This is a genomic window from Sphingomonas sp. ACRSK (genome assembly GCF_022346685.1).
Taxonomy (GTDB): Bacteria; Pseudomonadota; Alphaproteobacteria; order Sphingomonadales; family Sphingomonadaceae; genus Sphingomonas; species Sphingomonas molluscorum.
Map to the genome: position 1 here is coordinate 1 of NZ_JAKRNR010000023.1, position 17,611 is coordinate 17,611.

Annotated in this window: 16 protein-coding genes and 1 tRNA gene; 7 read left to right on the forward strand and 10 right to left on the reverse strand. The window is 67.9% G+C overall.

Features of this window, described 5'->3' with window-relative positions; all coding sequences use genetic code 11:
• Positions 1-458 precede the first annotated feature (458 nt).
• The gene (locus MHZ35_RS12980; protein WP_239436038.1) at positions 459-848 is read left to right on the forward strand and encodes a hypothetical protein; all 390 of its coding nucleotides are present in this window, start codon (positions 459-461) and stop codon (positions 846-848) included.
• A gap of 72 nt (positions 849-920) precedes the next feature.
• Here MHZ35_RS12980 and MHZ35_RS12985 read toward each other — a convergent pair.
• The 3 genes from MHZ35_RS12985 to MHZ35_RS12995 all read right to left on the reverse strand — a co-directional run bounded on the left by MHZ35_RS12985 (position 921) and on the right by MHZ35_RS12995 (position 3,072).
• A tRNA-Pro gene (locus MHZ35_RS12985) sits at positions 921-997 on the reverse strand.
• A gap of 306 nt (positions 998-1,303) precedes the next feature.
• Complete coding sequence (locus MHZ35_RS12990) at positions 1,304-1,552, reverse strand: hypothetical protein (protein WP_239436039.1); 249 nt, start codon at positions 1,550-1,552, stop codon at positions 1,304-1,306.
• A gap of 134 nt (positions 1,553-1,686) precedes the next feature.
• Positions 1,687-3,072: a M20/M25/M40 family metallo-hydrolase gene (locus tag MHZ35_RS12995; protein ID WP_239436040.1), complete on the reverse strand. Its 1,386-nt coding sequence runs from the start codon at positions 3,070-3,072 to the stop codon at positions 1,687-1,689.
• Positions 3,073-3,243: 171 nt separating this feature from the next.
• Here MHZ35_RS12995 and ettA point away from each other — a divergent pair, with 171 nt between their 5' ends.
• Together ettA and MHZ35_RS13005 are read left to right on the forward strand one after the other, a co-directional pair.
• The gene (gene ettA, locus MHZ35_RS13000) at positions 3,244-4,923 is read left to right on the forward strand and encodes an energy-dependent translational throttle protein EttA (protein WP_342453526.1); all 1,680 of its coding nucleotides are present in this window, start codon (positions 3,244-3,246) and stop codon (positions 4,921-4,923) included.
• A gap of 118 nt (positions 4,924-5,041) precedes the next feature.
• Positions 5,042-5,695, forward strand: coding sequence for a peptidylprolyl isomerase (locus tag MHZ35_RS13005; protein ID WP_239436041.1), 654 nt, complete (start codon positions 5,042-5,044; stop codon positions 5,693-5,695).
• Between the two features lie 6 nt (positions 5,696-5,701).
• Here MHZ35_RS13005 and MHZ35_RS13010 read toward each other — a convergent pair whose 3' ends face one another.
• From MHZ35_RS13010 to MHZ35_RS13030, 5 genes are all read right to left on the reverse strand, one after another.
• Positions 5,702-6,913: a cytochrome P450 gene (locus tag MHZ35_RS13010; RefSeq protein WP_239436042.1), complete on the reverse strand. Its 1,212-nt coding sequence runs from the start codon at positions 6,911-6,913 to the stop codon at positions 5,702-5,704.
• Between the two features lie 59 nt (positions 6,914-6,972).
• Positions 6,973-7,806 carry an NYN domain-containing protein gene (locus MHZ35_RS13015; RefSeq protein WP_239436043.1) on the reverse strand — a complete coding sequence of 278 codons (834 nt, stop codon included), beginning with the start codon at positions 7,804-7,806 and terminating at the stop codon, positions 6,973-6,975.
• Positions 7,807-7,922: 116 nt separating this feature from the next.
• Entirely contained in the window at positions 7,923-8,162 is a 240-nt protein-coding gene (locus MHZ35_RS13020) for a hypothetical protein (protein WP_239436044.1), read from the reverse strand.
• Positions 8,163-8,212: 50 nt separating this feature from the next.
• Entirely contained in the window at positions 8,213-8,695 is a 483-nt protein-coding gene (gene greB / locus MHZ35_RS13025) for a transcription elongation factor GreB (RefSeq protein ID WP_239436045.1), read from the reverse strand.
• Positions 8,696-8,706: 11 nt separating this feature from the next.
• Positions 8,707-10,764 carry a lytic transglycosylase domain-containing protein gene (locus tag MHZ35_RS13030; protein WP_239436046.1) on the reverse strand — a complete coding sequence of 686 codons (2,058 nt, stop codon included), beginning with the start codon at positions 10,762-10,764 and terminating at the stop codon, positions 8,707-8,709.
• 66 nt (positions 10,765-10,830) lie between these two features.
• Here MHZ35_RS13030 and dapA point away from each other — a divergent pair, with 66 nt between their 5' ends.
• Both dapA and MHZ35_RS13040 read left to right on the forward strand, forming a co-directional pair.
• Positions 10,831-11,712, forward strand: a complete 882-nt coding sequence (dapA, locus tag MHZ35_RS13035; protein ID WP_239436047.1) for a 4-hydroxy-tetrahydrodipicolinate synthase — start codon at positions 10,831-10,833, stop codon at positions 11,710-11,712.
• 108 nt (positions 11,713-11,820) lie between these two features.
• Positions 11,821-12,264, forward strand: coding sequence for a PAS domain-containing protein (locus MHZ35_RS13040; RefSeq protein ID WP_239436072.1), 444 nt, complete (start codon positions 11,821-11,823; stop codon positions 12,262-12,264).
• A 9-nt stretch (positions 12,265-12,273) separates the two neighbouring features.
• Here the strand turns inward: MHZ35_RS13040 and MHZ35_RS13045 are convergent, their stop codons facing one another.
• A complete protein-coding gene (locus tag MHZ35_RS13045; RefSeq protein ID WP_239436048.1) occupies positions 12,274-14,121 on the reverse strand; it encodes a sensor domain-containing diguanylate cyclase in 1,848 nt (615 codons plus the stop codon).
• Entirely contained in the window at positions 14,118-16,286 is a 2,169-nt protein-coding gene (locus tag MHZ35_RS13050; RefSeq protein ID WP_239436049.1) for a putative bifunctional diguanylate cyclase/phosphodiesterase, read from the reverse strand. The genes MHZ35_RS13045 and MHZ35_RS13050 overlap by 4 nt, the downstream gene beginning before the upstream one ends.
• A gap of 227 nt (positions 16,287-16,513) precedes the next feature.
• On the opposite strand from MHZ35_RS13050, the gene MHZ35_RS13055 reads away from it, so the two are divergent.
• Together MHZ35_RS13055 and MHZ35_RS13060 are read left to right on the forward strand one after the other, a co-directional pair.
• Positions 16,514-16,891 (forward strand): hypothetical protein, encoded by a 378-nt coding sequence (locus MHZ35_RS13055; protein WP_239436050.1) that lies wholly within the window; start codon positions 16,514-16,516, stop codon positions 16,889-16,891.
• Positions 16,888-17,598: a cellulose synthase operon protein YhjQ/BcsQ gene (locus MHZ35_RS13060; protein ID WP_239436051.1), complete on the forward strand. Its 711-nt coding sequence runs from the start codon at positions 16,888-16,890 to the stop codon at positions 17,596-17,598. Before MHZ35_RS13055 ends, MHZ35_RS13060 begins: the two co-directional genes overlap by 4 nt.
• Positions 17,599-17,611: the final 13 nt, after the last annotated feature.

Consider the following 17,611-nt stretch of genomic DNA (forward strand, 5'->3'; position numbering starts at 1 on the left):
GGCTCAGGCCGCCGCTGACTGGATGCACGCTCAGCAGCCTCAGTCCGAGGAGATCGCAGCATGAAACCGGGTCGGGAAAATGCTGCTGGAATTCACATTGGGGCTGGACTGTCAGGATATGGCACGGAAGCGTCGCCTCACCGGCCCCGGCCGATCAATCTGGGCGACGAATAGGTCGGCCGATCGCCAAGCTGGCCCCAGATCCAAAAAAAACACTCTGCGCTGCGTGGGGGTATCCGTGGGGGTATCGAACGCCGTGGCATCTACGAGAATGGCCGATTTCCGCCGATAGTGAATATTAGGCGAGTAGGTGCCGGGCCCACCAGCGCCTCTCCCAGTGAAACGGGACCCTCGGTCCCAACGGCTCGACCAGGCTTGCCAGCGGCCAGTGGCCTGGGCCTGCGGCCGGGGCGGAACGCTGCGCTTCGGCCGCCGTTGGGAGGACGAGGAGATCGCCCATGAACGACACCGGACCCTTCGACCGGGATCACCCGCAGGTAGATCCGCAGCGGACCGAGCCGAAGAACGCCTTTGATCGCAGCGACGGCGCTTCGGGGCAGGAGTACACGCCCGAGCGTGCGCTGGAGGAATATGGCGACAGTCCCGTTGCGCCCGTCCACCAGAGCGGCCTGCCGCAGGGCGGCGCGGCTGCGCCCGAGGGGCAAGACCTCCCCCCCGACAATGGCAGCCGGGCCTGGATCAACCAGAAGACGGGCGAGGTGCACGGCAGCGGCGCAGGCGCCGGCGGCGGCAATCCGGGCGAGGACTATGACAGCGACCGCCAGGGCGGCTCCGGCTATCCGCTGACCGGTTCCGAACAGGAAGGAAAGGGGCAGGCTCCCGGCTGAGCCGACCGGCGCCTGGCAAGACCGAGGCACAGCCCGCGCTCGGGGGCGTGGGGTCGATCAACGGCGCAGAGATGGTCGGGGAGACAGGATTCGAACCTGCGACATCCTGCTCCCAAAGCAGGCGCGCTACCAGACTGCGCCACTCCCCGACGCCGGCTTGCCCTTAGGCTCACCCCCCGCACCGGGGCAAGCGGCAATATCGCTCGCGGCAAGATAAGGCAGAATGCGGCAGGACTGCGCGCCAGGAATTCCGGAATAGTCCCGCAGGGTGCGAGACGATCGCGGGAGGTTCGTCAACTTCCCCTTAACCAGGAGTAGCCGCAGCCGAGCGAGAGCGTGAATCCGTGACGGGCAGGCGCGCTGCCCCTCTCTCGCGCAGGCAAAAGAAAAGGGCGCCCCGTTGCCGGGACGCCCCTTCTAACCGGTCCGTCCGGATAAACCGGACGGGCGTCGGATCACATGGCGTTGGTTTCGCCCGCGTCCTCGATGTTGTCGGCTGCCTCGTGCAGGTTGTCAGCCTGGTTCTCGAGAGCGGCTTCCGAACCCTCGGTGGTGGCGTTGTCGGCCATGTCTTCCATGTTGTCGGCCATCATCTCGAGGTTGTCCGCCTGCGCGTCAGCCGCGTTCTCAGCCGGAGTGTTCGAACCGCAGGCCGTGAGCGACAGCAGGCCGGCGGCAGCAGCGACAAGAACGATCTTCTTCATTCGGGTGCTCCCAAGCAATCCAAAGTTCGCGGCCGGCCCGTCGCCGTCGCGAGGCTGCCGCAATAACGTTCGCGTCTGCGGCGTCAATCCCGCAAATTCATCCGCGTGTCATCATCGCGGCATTCTTGTGGCACTCAGTGGCCCGCAGCAGGGCGGGTGACTGCCCCGATCTCCTCCGGCGCATCCGCGACCACTGCCAGCATCGCAGTCCATGCAGCGACGTTCTGCTGCAACTGCGCACGGTCGATCTTGTCGAGCGTGTCGTCGGGGGTGTGGTGATAGTCGAAGTAGCGGGTGCCGTCCTGCGAGAGATCCACGGCGGCGACACCCTGGGCAAGCGTCGGCGCGATGTCGGTGCCGTCGCCTGCAACGGCATTGCCGCGAGTGATCCCGAGCGGCGCGAGTGCCGTCTGGAGCCGGTCGGCGATCGCGGTTGCGTTGGCGGGAAGGGCGGTGTCGAACTTCCAGACCCGGTCGGCGCCGAAATCCGATTCGGCTGCCAGCGCGTGCCGTTCGCCCGCGTGGGCCTTGGCATAGGCGATGCCGCCGAAGCCGCCGACTTCTTCCGCGCCGAACCACACCACCCGGATCGTCCGCCGCGGCCGGCCGGCCGCCATGATGCGCTTGGCGGCGGCAGCCGTGATCGCAACGCCGCTCGCGTCGTCGATCGCGCCGGTGCCCAGATCCCAGCTGTCGAGATGGCCGCCGATCAGCACGACGCCGGCCTTCGGGTCGCGACCGGGCACCTCGGCAATGACGTTGCCGGACTCACGCGTGCCGATCTGCCGGGGCGTGAGCAGCAGCTTCACGCGCACGGGCTTGCCGCGTTCGAGCACGCGCTCCAGCTGCTCGGCATCCGGAAGCGAGAGCGCGGCGGCCGGGATCGGTGCCACGCCTTCGGGGAAGTTGGTGACGCCGGTGTGCGGGTTGCGGTGATAGTCGGTGCCGATCGAGCGGATCAGGATCGCGGCCGCGCCCTTATGGGAAGCGATCGCCGGGCCCGCGCGGCGGACCTGGCCGAATGGTCCGTAGCTCGATCCGTCCTGCGCCGCGTGCATCGCATGGCTGACGAAGACGATCTTTCCCGCGACGCTTGCGGCGGGTGCTGCTTCCAGGTCGGCGAGGGTCGGGAAATAGACCACTTCCGCTTCCACGCCGTCAGCCGGGGTCGCGCCCGAGTTGCCGAGGGCGGCGAGGTGGAGCTGCTGGGGGAATGGGACGACGATCGACGCCTTCTCCTCGCCGCGTACCCAGACCGGCATTTGATAGGGCTCGATGCGGACGTTGCTGAAGCCCAGCGCCTTGAGCTTGGCCACCGCCCAGCTGCGCGCCCGGGCTTCGTCGTCGGTACCCGCGAGGCGCGACCCGATCTCGGTGGTGAGCCCTTCGGTGATGTCCCAGGCGATCTCGTCCTTCAGCGCGGCGTCACGCAGCTTCGCGACCTGGGCGGGGGACATCTGCGCCATCGCAGGCAGCGGCAGGGCGAGGGCGGCGAGCAGAAGGGCAGGCTTGAGCGGCATGGGCGTTCCGTCATGGGAGTGGCACGGGAAGCGGACGCCCCCCGCGGCCATGATGCGGCGCAGCCCGTTCGGGCGCAAGTCGCCCGCCCCCGCGTTGCCAATCGCGCTTCGGATCGCTATGTCCCGGTGCGAAAATCCCAGACCTGTAGACCCGCTTTTTTGGAGACCCCTGTGGCCGCCCAATACGCCTTCGTCATGAAGGACATGACGAAAACCTTCCCCGGCGCCCAGAAGCCGGTGTTGTCCAACATCAACCTGCAATTCTACCAGGGCGCCAAGATCGGCATCGTCGGCCCGAACGGCGCCGGCAAGTCGACGCTGATGAAGATCATGGCCGGCGTCGACAAGGACTTCACCGGCGAAGCCTGGCCCGGCGAGAACATCACCGTCGGCTATCTGGAGCAGGAGCCCCAGCTCGATCCGACCAAGACGGTGCTGGAGAACGTCAAAGACGGCGCGCGCGAAGTGGCCGACATGGTCGATCGCTTCAACGCGATCTCGGCCGAGATGGGCGACCCGAAGGACGACACCGACTTCGATGCCCTGATGGAAGAGATGGGCACGCTTCAGGAGAAGATCGACGCCGTCGACGGCTGGACGCTCGACAACCAGCTCGAGGTGGCGATGGAGGCCCTGCGCTGCCCGCCGTCCGATTGGCCGGTCGAGAACCTGTCTGGGGGTGAAAAGCGCCGCATCGCGCTCACGCGCCTGCTGATCCAGAAGCCTTCGATCCTGCTGCTCGACGAGCCGACCAACCACCTCGACGCCGAGAGCGTCAAGTGGCTGGAAAACCACCTGAAGGAATATGCCGGCGCGGTGCTGATGATCACCCACGACCGCTACTTCCTCGACAACGTGGTCGGCTGGATCCTCGAAATCGACCGCGGCAAGTACTTCCCGTACGAGGGCAACTACTCGACCTACCTGGAGAAGAAGGCCAAGCGCCTGGAGCAGGAGGACCGCGAGGCGTCCGGTCGCCAGAAGGCGATCCAGGACGAGCTCGCCTGGATCCGGCAGGGCGCCAAGGCCCGTCAGACCAAGTCCAAGGCGCGTATCGCCAAGTTCGAGCAGCTGGTCGCCAGCCAGGAAAGCCGCAAGCCGACCGGCGCCCAGATCGTCATCCAGGTCCCCGAGCGCCTGGGCGGCAAGGTGATCGAGGCAAAGGGCCTGACCAAGGCCTATGGCGACAAGCTGCTGTTCGAGAACCTGGACTTCTCGCTTCCCCCCGGCGGAATCGTCGGCGTGATCGGCCCGAACGGCGCCGGCAAGTCGACGCTGTTCAAGCTGCTGACCGGCCAGGAACAGCCGGACGCGGGCGAGATCGACATCGGCACCACGGTGCGCCTTGGCTATGTCGACCAGAGCCGCGATCACCTCGATCAGAAGAAGAACGTCTGGGAGGAGATTTCCGACGGGCTCGACTATGTGAAGGTCAACGGCCACGACATGTCGACGCGTGCCTATGTCGGCGCGTTCAACTTCAAGGGCCAGGACCAGCAGAAGAACGTCGGCAAGCTGTCGGGCGGTGAGCGCAACCGCGTCCACATCGCCAAGATGCTGAAGAAGGGCGGCAACGTGCTGCTGCTCGACGAACCGACCAACGACCTCGACGTGGAAACGCTGGGCGCGCTGGAAGAGGCGATCGAGAACTTCGCGGGCTGCGCCGTGGTCATCAGCCACGATCGCTTCTTCCTCGATCGTCTCGCGACCCACATCCTCGCGTTCGAGGGCAACAGCCACGTCGAATGGTTTGAAGGCAACTTCGAGGCCTATGAGGAAGACAAGCGCCGTCGCCTGGGCGACGCCGCCGATCGTCCGACGAGCCTGGCCTACAAGAAGCTGACGCGCTGATCGCGTCCTTCTAAACACGCGAAAGGGGCGGGCGGCCAGGTGCCACCCGCCCCTTTTGCTTGCCTGGCGGTCGCGGGCAGCGGGTCCCAAAGCCGGCGATCAGACGTTAGGGTGGCCTATGCGTTCGATTCTTGGCCTCGCTCTTGCCGCCCCGCTGTTCTTCCTCGCCACCCCCGCACTGCCGCAGGCGAAGCCGGCGCCGGGCACTATCCGCGTACGACTGGTGACTTCGGCCGGGCCGATCGTGCTCGCGCTGGACGGAAAACGCGCGCCAAAGACCACCGCGAACTTCCTGAAATATGTCGACGATGGCCGGCTCGACGGCACGAAATTCTACCGTTCCGCGCCGCGCAAGAGCGATCCGAAGCACGGCTTCATCCAGGGCGGGGTGGGGACCGACGCGCGGCGGACCTTGAGCCCGGTCGTGCTGGAGCCGACCGACAAGACCGGCATCCGCCACCTCGACGGTGTCGTGTCGATGGCGCACGCCGCCGACCCGGATTCGGCCACCGGCAACTTCTCGATCATGGTGGGGCCGAACCCGTCACTCGACGCGCGCGGCAGCTATCGCGGCTATGCAGCCTTCGGCCGCGTGGTGAGCGGCATGGACATCGTCCGCAAGATCCTGGCGCTGCCGACCTGCTGCGGACGTGAGGCGATGAAGGGGCAGATGATCGTCAAGCCGGTGCAGATCCTGCGGGCGCAGCGCCTCGACGGGGTTCCCAAGCCCACGGGGTTGAGCAAGCCCTGGCTGCTCAACATTCGCCGCTAGAGCCGGTCAGGCAAAGCTCAGGCGGAGCTCGCTGCGCGGGAGCGTCGGGAAACGATCGTGGGGAATGGTCAGGTCCTGCGGCGGCAGACGGTACTCGGCGGCCAGGAGGAGCGGGACCAACCGCCGCAGCAGCGCAAGCGTGATCCACTCGCCGGGGCAGCGGTGATCGTCCGCATGAGCACCCGCGCCTTGCGGGATGAGGGCGAAGGCGCCGGGCTCGCGATCGAGGAAGCGTTCCGGACGGAACGCCTCCGGCGCCTCCCACAGCCGGGGATCGTGGTTGGTGGCGTGCAGCCCCAGCATCACCCAGTCGCCTTGGCCGAACTCGTGTTCGCGGAACCGGAAGGGCGTCCGGACGCGGCCGCCGATGACAGGGAAGAAGGGGTAGAAGCGCCGCACCTCCTGCGCGAATGCCTGAAGCCGCGCGGGCTCCCGATCTGCCACAAAGGCTGCCGCGCCGGGCTCCTGGTGGAGCGCCAGGGTGGCGAAGCAGAGGAAGCGCGCCACGGCGACCGTCGGCCGCACGATGTTGAGCAGTTCGACGCCCGCGGTGCGCAGGTCCAGCAGTTCGCCGTCCAGGTCGCGGAAGCCGGCAAGGCGCGCGATCGGCGTGTCCTTCCCCACCGTCCGCGTGCCGTCGCGCACCTGCGTCACGACCTCGCGCGCCCAGTGCTCGGCACGGCGGCGCAGCGCGAGGCCGCGCCACGCGCGCGTACCGACGCTGCCGGCACCGTCGATCATCGCCAGCATCTCGTGGGTGCGGCGGTCCAGCGCATCGTCCTCAATGGGCACGCCCAGCCAGTCACAGGCGGCACCGCACAGCAGGCGTCCGAACGCCTCGTGCGTCCGCACCTCCCCCTGATCGCGCCACTGCGGCAGCTCGGCCCCCCAGCGGCGCTCGAACGCGTCCGCCAGGGCCTCGGCCGGATTACCGACCATCATCGACAGGAACAGCTGCTTGCGATGGCGGTGGGCCGCGCCGTCCAGGGTCTGGACGCTGCCCTTGTCCTGCAGCTGCCGGAGGGTCGTCTGCGGCATCGCGCCGGCGCGGGTGAAGCTTTCGCCGTCGTAGAAGCGGCGCGCCGCCTCTTCGCCCATCATGCACACGACTGGGCGGAGCAGAATCCGCGCGCGGAACACATCGGTCCCGAGCGCGCGGCAGCGGTTGCCGATCCAGTCATATCCTTCGGAGAAGAAGGCGCGGGTGCTGTCGAGCAAAGGGTCGTGGGGAAGCTCCATCCCGACAGAAGCGCCGGAGCCGCCGGAGCGTTCCCGGCTCAGCGCACCCGCTTCACGAACACGCCATTGTCCCGCCGCTCGACCTGGAAGTTCGGCACCTGCTCGATCAGGTCGGACAGGCGCGCAAAGCCGTAGTTGCGCGTATCGAAGCTCGAGCGGTTCCCGGCGCGCTGCCCCACTTCCGAAAGGCTGGCGAACTTCTGCGCGTCCTGCCTCGACTGGGCATAGGCATCCAGCAGCAGCTTCACGAGTGCGGCGTCGACCTTGCGCTTCTGGTTGGTGGCCGCGTGCTCGGCGGCCGGCGGCTTTACTGCCGCGGTGCTGCTGGTCACTGCCGGTTTGGCCGCGGTCCGCGTTCGCCCGATCGCGGGCGGCAGGATCAGTTCGGGCTCGGGCTCCGCCTCGCCCTGGAGAGCGCGGGCACGCGAGACGTCGATGAAGCGGGTGCAGGATTCCCGGAATCCCTCGGGCGTGCGGTCGGTGCCGAAGCCATAGACCGGCACCCCCTCCTGGCGGATGCGCTGGGCCAGCGGCATGAAGTCGCTGTCGGAAGACATGATGCCAAAGCCTGTGATGCGCCCGCGGAACAGCAGGTCCATCGCGTCGATCGTCATCTTCATGTCGGTGGCGTTCTTGCCCTTGGTCACGTCGAACTGCTGGAAGGGCTCGATGCCATAGCGCAGGGTCAGGTCCGCCCAACCCTTCAGCGCGGGCTTGCGCCAGTTGCCGTAGATGCGCCGGACGTTGACCGTACCCAGCTCCGCCAGGATGGTGAGCACATAGTCCAGCGAGGCATGGGACGCGTTGTCCGCGTCGATCAGCAGCGCGACGTTGCCCGTAGGGGCGGTCGGGTGGGGCGGGGAGCGATCCATGGCCAATCCCTAGAACAGCCGGCGGCGGTTGGCGATGCGGGGACCGAAAACGGGCCCCCGCCGATGGCGAGGGCCCGTCCGCGCGACGAACTCGCTAACGGAGTAATTCTTGAGGTTCAGGCGTCCGGCGCACGCTGGTTGCGACGCGCTTGGTCGTTATGGATCGCATCGTCCTTCTTGGGGCGGGTGAGCGCCTCGGGATCGAGCGCCTGGGCCACCTCGTTCTGGCTCGCCACGTCGCGCTGCAGGTTGCCGCCGGCGCTGCTTGCGGTGGCGGGCGTGTCCTCAGCCTGGGCCGCGTCGATCACGGCGTGGTCGTCGTGGATGCGGGCACTCTCGGTGCGCGGGTTTTCCATGGTTGCTCTCCTTCGCCGCTATCAATCGACGAAGGGGCAGGGGCGTTCCGTCAGCCCGCCGGATAGGTGATGGCGATCACCTCATATTCGCGCTCGCCGGCCGGCAGCATCACGCGGCGCAGATCGCCCACCGCGGCGCCGCGCAAGGCCCGGGCGAGGGGGGCGTTCCAGCCGATCCGGCCGCTGCCCGCTTCCGCCTCGTCGTCGCCGACGAGGGTCAGCACGCGCTGGTTGTCGTCCTCGTCCGCGATGGTGAGCGTTGCGCCGAACCAGGCGCGGCTGCGGTCCGGCTGCTGCGCGGGGTCGACGACCTTCGCCGCCTTCATCCGCTTTGCCAGCCATCCGAGCCGCCGGTCGATCTCGCGCAATCGCTTGCGACCATAGATATAGTCGCCGTTCTCCGACCGGTCGCCGTTGCCGGCGGCCCAGGAGATGGTCTCCACCAGCTTGGGCCGCTCGGTCGCGAACAGCGCGTCATATTCCGCCTTCAGCGCGGCATAGCCGGCGGGCGTGATGTAGTTCGGGCGATCCATCGGAAAGGAGCTCAGCCGGGCCGGTTCTTGCCCAGGTACCACGACAGGTTCGCCGGCCCGCGCGAGCGGGCGTGCTGCGGGTTCAGCAGGTCGTAGACGACCGCATTCTCCAGCACGCGCTGCACATAGTTGCGGGTCTCGGTATAGGGGATCGATTCCACCCAATCGAGCGTGTCCACGGCACCCGTACGCGGATCGCCGAAGGCGCCAAGCCACTTGTTCACGTTGCCTGGCCCGGCATTGTACGCCGCCACCGCCAGCGGATAGCTGCCGCCATAATAGTCGAGCATCCGCTGGAAATAGCTCGATCCCAGCTGGATGTTGTAGCCGGTGTCGCTGGTCAGCGAGCCGCTATCGTAGCTCAGCCCCAGCTTGCTCGCCGCCTCGCGGGCGGTGCCGGGCATTAGCTGCATCAGCCCGCGCGCGCCGGCATGGCTTACCGCGGCGCGATCGAACTGGCTCTCCTGCCGCGCGATCGCGTGGATCATCGTGAAGTTGCTCTGCTGCGTCGCAGGCACCGGCACAGACGGATAGCCTGCCACCGTATAGTCGCTGTGGCCGTTCATCAGCGCGCTGCGTCCGACCATGACGCCCAGGTCCGGCCGGCCGATCTTCTTGGAAAGCTCGGCCGCGAGCGCATGATCGGTGTCGCTGGTCGCGGCATTGGCGATCTGGCGCACGAACAGCGTCTGGTCCTGGTACGCGCCGGTGCGGCCGAGATACTGCACCGCCTGCACCACTTCGCGGCCATAAAAGGCCTGGCGCGCCGCCGGATCCGGCGCCACCGCTGCCGTCGCGGAGGGCGCCCGCAAGGGCCGGCCCAGCCGCTCGAGCGCAAGCTGGCCATAGTAGACGTCGGACAAGGCCGCCGCGCTTTCGTACCAGCGGTTCGCGGTCGCCGTGTCGCCCGCGGCTTCGGCTGCACGTGCCGCCCAGTAGAAGCCCTTGGCGCGCGTGGTGGGCGTCCGCGATCCGTTGCCGTAGCGGCTGAACATGCCGACCGCGTCTGCCGGGCGGCCGAGGTTCTTGAGCGCGATGCGCCCGGCAAGCCAGGCGAGGCTCGTATAGTCGTCACGCTCGCCATAGGGCTTGTCCGACACGTCGGTGCCGGCCGGATAGGCGTCGTCGATCTGACGCGCGATGTCGAACGCAACCGCATATTGCCGGTCGTTCGCCGCGCCGCTCGCGTTCGCGAGCAGCACTTCGTACCATTTCTCCACATTGCCCGGCAGCGCGGATAGCGTGCGCGGCTGGGCCAGATAGGCGCGCGCGGCGGGGCTTTGCCCGGAATTGCGCAGCCAGGTCGCGCGATCCGCGATGAAGCCCGGATCGTTGCGATCGGTGCCCACCACCATGCCGCCCAGCATCGACGCGTCTGGCGCGTTCGTGCGGAAGGCGAGGCGGGCGCGGAACAGCGCCTGCTTCGCGGGCGAGACATAGGGAAGCTCGCGCGCGGCCACGGTGGTCGAATTCGCCCACAGCAGCCGGTCCAGCCGCGCCTCGCGATCGGCCGGCGTGAGTGCGCTGGAGAAGCCGCTGATCAGGCGCGCCTCGTCGGAGGGCCGCAGGACGCCGCTGCGCCAGGCAGCACGTGCCGCCTCCCGTGCTGCGTCGGCGCGGCCCATCGCCATCAGCGCCTCGGCATTGCGGAGGCGACCGGCCGCGGTCAGCGGCGGAAACCGCTCGAAGAAGCGCACCGTAATCGACGGATCGCCCGTACCCGGCGCCGTTTCTGCTGCCGCGCGACGGCTCGTCTCGCCCGGCCAGCCCGGATGGGCGAGCAGGAAGCGCGCATAGTCGGTGAAGGGCAGGTTGTCCGACTGTTGCAGCCGCTTCCACTCGGCGAGCGGCGCCGCGATCGGATCGCTCGGCACCACCGGCTGCACCATCTGCTGGCTCGCCGGATACTGGCCGGGAAGCTGCTGCGGCACGGGCAGAGCCTGGCCGTAGAGGAACGAGGCGGCATGATGCTGGAGGGGGTCGGAGGCGACCGACGCGCCGGTCACGCCCGCCGCGAGCAACCCGCCCTTCAACATGTTCGAAAGCAAGGGGGTGAGCATGCTGGACATGATATGGAAGCCGGCCCTATGTCGCCAGCCAATTCTTCCCTTTTGTTGCTTGGAGCGTCCCTGCCCATGTTCTCCGGCTCGATCCCGGCCCTGGTCACCCCGTTCACGGACGGCGCGTTCGACGAGGCCGCCTTCCGCGCGCACATCGACTGGCAGATCGAGAGCGGCTCCACCGCCCTGGTGCCCTGCGGCACGACGGGGGAGGCGGCGACGATGACGATCGCGGAGCACAATCACGTGGTGCGCGTCTGCATCGATCAGGCCGCGGGCCGCGTGCCGGTGATCGCCGGTTGCGGATCGAACGACACGTCGGTGGCGCTGGAGCATGTGCGGGCGGCGAAGGGTGCGGGCGCGGCTGCGGCGCTGCTCGTGCCTCCCTATTACAATCGCCCCAACCAGGAGGGCGTGTTCCGCCATTTCGAGGTGCTGGCGCGCGACGGCGGGCTGCCGATCGTCCTCTACAATGTGCCGGGCCGCACCGTGACCGACATTGCCGTCGAGACGATGGCGCGGATCGTGACGGCCTTCCCGGATGTCGTCGTCGGGCTCAAGGATGCCACCGGCGCCATCCAGCGCGTCTCGGCGCAGCGTGCCGCCTGCGGCGCCGACTTCTGTCAGCTGTCGGGCAATGACGACATGGCGCTGGCGTTCATGGCGATGGGCGGACGCGGCTGCATCTCGGTCACCGCGAACGTGGCGCCGGCGCTCTGCGCGGAGTTCCAGGACGCGTGCCTGGCAGGGGATTATGGCCGTGCGCTCACGCTCCAGGACCAGCTCTATCCGCTGCACGCGGCGCTGTTCAGCGACGCGTCCCCGGGCCCGGTCAAGTACGCGCTCAATCGCCTGCGCCCCGGTTTCTCTGCCGAGATGCGCCTGCCGATGACGCCACCGTCCGAAGCGAGCCGCAAGGCGGTAGACGCGGCATTGGTGCACGCCGGGCTCATTTAATAACGTCAGGGGGCGGCACGACCCCGCTTCCGGATGCGCCGCCCGTAAGCTACTGTCACCAGCGGGAAAGACAGTCATGAGGACGTCTTCCTTTGGGGGGCTGTGGTGATGCTCAGGATGCAGCGCGCGACGGCCTATGCAGGGCGCATCGAAGCAGGTGAGCCCTTCGACACGCTCGACGACTGCGAAGACGCAATACTGATCACCGAGGCGGCGCTTGCAGTGCCCGGCCCCCGCATCGTCTACGTCAATGCCGCGCTGGAGCGGCTGTGCGGTTATTCGCGCGAGGAGCTGCTGGGGAACACGCCCCGCTTGCTGCAGGGCTATGACACGGATCGGGAGGAACTGGCGCGGCTCCGGCGCGAGCTTGAGAGCCGGGGCCAGGCCGAAGGCGAAATCATGAACTATGACAAACGCCGCCAGGAGTATGTGCTCGGATGGACGATCGTACCCATCCGTGACTCCGCGGGAGCGGTGCGCAACTGGCTTTCGCTCCAGATCGACGTGCTTCGGGAGAGCGCGGGCATGCGGGCGCAACCACCCGCCGCCTGAGCGGGCAGCCTATTCCGCCGCCTCTTCCACCCGCGGCGGCACCACCTCGATGCGGTCGCGGCCCAGCCGCTTGGCGCGGAACAGGGCGCGGTCCGCCTCTCCGATCAGGGTGTCCGTCGATCGCGCGGCGGCAGCGTTCCAGACGTCGATGCCGAACGACATGGTCACCGGCCCGAGCCGTTGCCCGCGGAATTCGATCGTCATCTCACGCACGGCGCGGCGAAGCTCGTCCACGCGGCGGCAGATCAGCTCCAGCGAGGCACCGGGGGCGATGACGGTGAACTCTTCGCCGCCGTAGCGGCACACGATGTCGCCATGCCGGAAATGCGCCTGGATCTGACCGGCAACCTCGCGAAGCAGCGCATCGCCTGCCTCGTGGCCGTGGGTGTCGTTGAAGCGCTTGAAGTGATCCACGTCCGCCATGACGACCGCCAGCGGCGCGCCGGTCCGCTGGGCGCGCGCCGCCTCGATCTGCATCGCCTCTTCCAGGTACCGCCGGTTGAACAGGCGGGTGAGTGGATCGCGGATGGATTGTTCGCGAAGGCGCGCACGCAGGTTCTCGTTCACCAGCGCGAGCGCCACATTCTCCATCAGCAGTTCGAGGCGGAAGCGGTCCTCCGGACTCGACAGCCCCTCCACGTAGATCAGGCCCAGGACCTCGCCGCCCGCAATGACCGGTTCGCACATCCGTTCGACGGGAACGCTTCCGCTGGCGTGCACGCAGACGATGTCGGCTCCCGGCCGCGCGACCTCGTGCGACTGGCCGCGCCGGAGCGCCCAGCACTGGTCCGGCATGAAGGTCTCCGGGTTCGCGTAGGGCTCCCCCCAGGTCGAGATGCGGATGAGCAGGTTGTGCGAATGGTTGAGGACGTAGAGCGCGCCGGCCAGGTCCGGCAGGACCTGCGGCAGGAAACAGTCGAGCACGGTCGTGAGCTCGCCCTCGTCGCGGATCGCCTGCAGCCTCCGTGCCATCCCGCTCAGGAGCTCGATCGACTTCTGTCGCGTCTCCAGGGCCCGACTTCGCTGTACCAGCTCGGCGTTGGCACGGGCGAGCTGTGCCTCCGCCATGTTGGATTGCTCGATGGCGCTCGCCAGTTGTTCCGCCATGACGTTGTGCGCGCGGGCGAGCTCGCGGAATTCGACACCGCCTGCCACTTTCGCGCGCGCATCCCGGTCCCCTCCGCCGAAGCGGTTGACCGCATCGAGCAGGTTCTCGAGCGGCCGGGTCATCCCCGTGCGGATTTGCCAGCCCAGCAGCAGGATCAACAGCGCGAGCAGGGGGCAGCCGACGAACAGGAGCACGCGGACGAGTTCGTAGCTCTGGTTCGCGTCTTCCGTCCGCTGGAGGAGAAGGCGACGTTCGTCGTCCCGCATCGCCATGGTGATGGCGTTGATCTGCTGCATCAGCGATCGGCCGCGCTCGCGCGAGACGGGGTTCGCCGCTTGCGTCGCCCCAACTCGCCGGCCGCGCTGCACCGCCCGCGTCATGACCAGGGCCTTGTCGGTCGCGAGGCTTCGCAAGGCCTCGGCCCGCTGCAACTGCTGTGGATTGTCTTGGACGAGCTCGATCACGGTATCGCGAAGCGTGGCCGCACGGGCGATGTTGTCGTCGAAGTTCGCGAGGTACGAAGCATCGTCGGTCAACAGATAGCCGCGAAGCCCGGACTCGGCCTGGCCGAGGTTGGCTTGCAACGAATTCAGGCTGATGATGACCCGTTGCGAGTGCCCGACCCAGTCGAAGGCGGCGCGGGATTGATAGCTGCTGTGAAGGAGAAGCCCGCCCAGCGACAGGGTGGCGATGGCGCAAAGGGCCATCACCGCATAGATGCGGGCGCTAAGGGAGGCGAGGATCTTCACGCGCGCACTCCGCTCGGTTGCAGCGGGTCTCGCTGCCGCATCCATTCCTCGAACCGGGGCGCCGGCATCGGCCGGCCGAACAGATAGCCCTGGCCACTCCGGCAGCCGCTGGTACGCACCAGCTCCCATTGCGCCTCGTTCTCGATGCCCTCGGCCAGCACGTCGAGGCCGAGCCCGGCGCCAAGCGTCGCGATGGCTGCCACAATCAGGGCGTCCGGCCCGTCCGCCGTGATGTCCTTCACGAAGCTGCGATCCACCTTCAGCCGGTTCAGTGGGCAGGCCTTCAGCATGCTCAGTGCCGCATAGCCGGTGCCGAAGTCATCGAACGCGACGCGGACACCCTGGGCGTGCAACGCCATCAGCGCCTCGAGCGTGGCTGCGTCGTGGCGGAGCATGACCTTTTCAGTCACCTCCAGTTCCAGCGCGGTCGGGGCCAGGCCGGTCCGGTTGAGGATCGCGCGGACCTCGCCTGCCAGATCGCGGCCGCGGAACTGAGCCTCGAAAAGGTTGACGCTCATCCGGAACCGCGGCTCGCGCCGCCGCCACCCGACGGCCTGGGAGCAGGCGGTCTCCAGCACCCAGGTGCCGACTTCCGCTGCCAGCGGCCCGTGCTCGATCTGGTCCAGGAACTCGCCCGGCACCAGCAATCCGCGCTCCGGGTGGTTCCAGCGGATCAGGGCCTCGGCACCGATGAGGCTTCCGTCCGCGAGATCCACCTGGGGCTGATAGAACAGCTCGAACTCTCCCCGGGCCAGCGCCTGGGCCAGTGCCTCTCCGGCATCGCCTTCGTCCAGGGGCTCGTGCTTGAGGGCCTCTCCATAGACGCGCCGCGTCCGTTTTCCGTCCCGGCGGGCGTCCTGGAGCGCGGCGCCGGCGGCTGCCATCAGACATTCGGCGTTGTCGGCATGCTTGGGATAGCAGGCGATGCCCACCTGGGCGCGGAGGCGGAGGCGCTGCTTGCCGATCTCAAACGGCGCGATCAACGATCCCAGGATGCGGTCCGCGACGACCAGCGCGGCGGAACGCGGCTCGCCCGGCTGCATCGGGCGCAGGACTGCGAACTCCTCTTCGTCCAGCCGCGTGACCGTGTCCCCTGGCGACACGCTGTCGAGGAGGCGGCGCGCAACCTTCTGCAGCGCGGTGTCCCGGCCTCCTGGCGATGCCGTAGGCTCCAGCTGACGGAGCCCTGCCACGCCGACGCGCAGCAGATGGATCTGCTCGCCTCGCTTGAGGAATTCGGTGATCCGCTCCACCAGTACGGTCCGGTTCGGCAGGCCCGTAATGGGGTCCTGGTTCGCAGCATGCACGGCGAGGTCGTCGCTGCGCCGGCGCGACCCGATATCCCGCACCACGACGTCGTATCCGGCGGGGCTTCCGCTGGAGGAGCTTGCATGAACCAGCACCTCGACCGGGAACAACGTCCCGTCCGATCGCCGCGCATCCAGGTCCGTGGGCGTGTCGAGCAGCGAAGCCATTCCCGCCCCTTCGCGGAGGGAGGGGAGGAAATCGACCAGCTGGGATCCTGTCGCTTCGGACGCGGCGACCCCGAACAGGCGCGCTGCCGTCTCGTTCCAGAAGGTTACCCGGCCCTGTGCATCGGTACAGGCGACCGCCTCCGAAGAAGCGGCGGCGGCAGGGCGAAAACGGGCAGGACCAGCGGCGCGCGCATGCGCCAGCCGCAGTTCCTCCATCCTCTCGGCGGCTCGAAGTCCCAACGCCCGCAAAGCCTGGCGATCCCGTGCCGAAAAGCCGCCGCGCGGACGCTGGTCGATCACGCACAAGGTGCCGACGATGTGGCCGGACGGGGCGCGAAGGGGGGCGCCTGCATAGAAGCGGACATAGGGCGGGCCGACCACGAGCGGGTTGTCGGTGAAGCGCGGGTCGAGCTTTGCATCGAGCACGACCAGCAGGTCGTCGCTTCCCAGTGCGTGCGAGCAGAAGGAAACGTCGCGCGGAGTGCTGCCTTCCTCCAGGCCCAGGCGGGCCACGAACAACTGGTCGGCTTGCCGCACCAGCGTGACAAGTGCGACGGGAGCCTCGAAGCGGCGCGCTGCTGCGCCTGCGATCTCCTGAAGGCGCGGATCCGCCTTCGGATCGCTCAGGCCATATTCTGCAACCGCAGCCAGCCGGGCGCCTTCGTCTGCACTAATCTTCGCTCGTCTCACACGCACACCTCACCAGGTGGCTCCGTCGTTAAACCGGAATAGTTAAAAACTGCGAACACCGTTCTAAAATGGGTCGACTGCACCCGGGTTCCTTCTGGCCCAAGTCCACACAGAGCCTCTACGGTGAAGAAATCGATCTGCCAGTGGCGAAACGGGGGCGCCGCCGCTATGCAATATGCTTCGTTAACTATCTTGCCGTAGGTGTCGAGCTGAACAAGGGGACAGCCATGCGGCAGGACGCGAAAACGCTGCTCGATCGTCTCGATCGGCATTATCTCGAATATCAGGACTTCACGGCGGTCGCCGAGGAGATCGAGTTGTGGCCGCTGTTTCAGACGCTGCTTCGCGATCCGCGGATCGTAGGAAACCGCGAACAGTCCGTGCCGGCGTCGGGCTCTGCTGCTGCGGAAACCACCCTGGCGGCTGCACAGGAGGCGACGCCTGCCGCGCCCCGGTTTCCTTCCGCAGAGGCGGAGGCCCGCCCGGCCGCCGGCCTGTTCGGCCGATATGGGCGGGCCGCAGCACCTGCCCCCAAGGTTCCCGAGCCGGCCCGTGAGCCGGATCTCCGCAACTTCCTCCATGATCTCGGGAAAGGCCGCGCATGACCATGATCCTGATGCGCTCGCCCAAGGGCGGCGTGGGCACCACGTTCCTGACCGCCCGACTGGCGATCGCGCTTGCGGGGCGGGGGCATGACGTTTCTGCGGTAGACTGCACCACCCAGGAGGCGCTCAAGCTCTATTTCGGCCTGTCCCCCGCCCAGACGCTGGAAATGCTGGATGCCGAGGCGACGCCCGACGCGATTGCCGGCGTCGAGCTGTTCCAGGCGTATCCCGAGCAGAACGTCGAACACGTGGCGGACCAACTGCTCGCCCGTTGCGCCAAGGGGAAGGTCTGCCTCGTGGACCTGGGCACGGCGGGCGCGCAGTTGCGCGACCGTCTGCTGCCGCATGCCGCGCTGGAGATCTGCACGCTGGCGCCTTCACCGCTGGCGCTGGCTTCGCTTACCAAGGTGGATGCCTTGACCTCGGTTCTGTCGCTCACGCGCACGGCCTTCGTCCTCAACCAGATGGACGACCGCCGCCGCCTGTCGAACGACATTCACAAGCTGGTGCGCACGCTGCTGGGGGACCAACTGCTCGGCACGGTGCGCCGCGACGAGGCGGTGATGGAGGCCCTGGCCGCCATGAAGCCGCTCGCCACCTTCGCCCCTGCCAGTGCCGCACTGACGGATGTCGAGAGGCTGACGGAAACGGTGATCGCGCGCTGCGGCCTGGCTCCGGCCGGACGCTTGCAGGACGCTGCCGCATGAGCCAAGGGGCGGC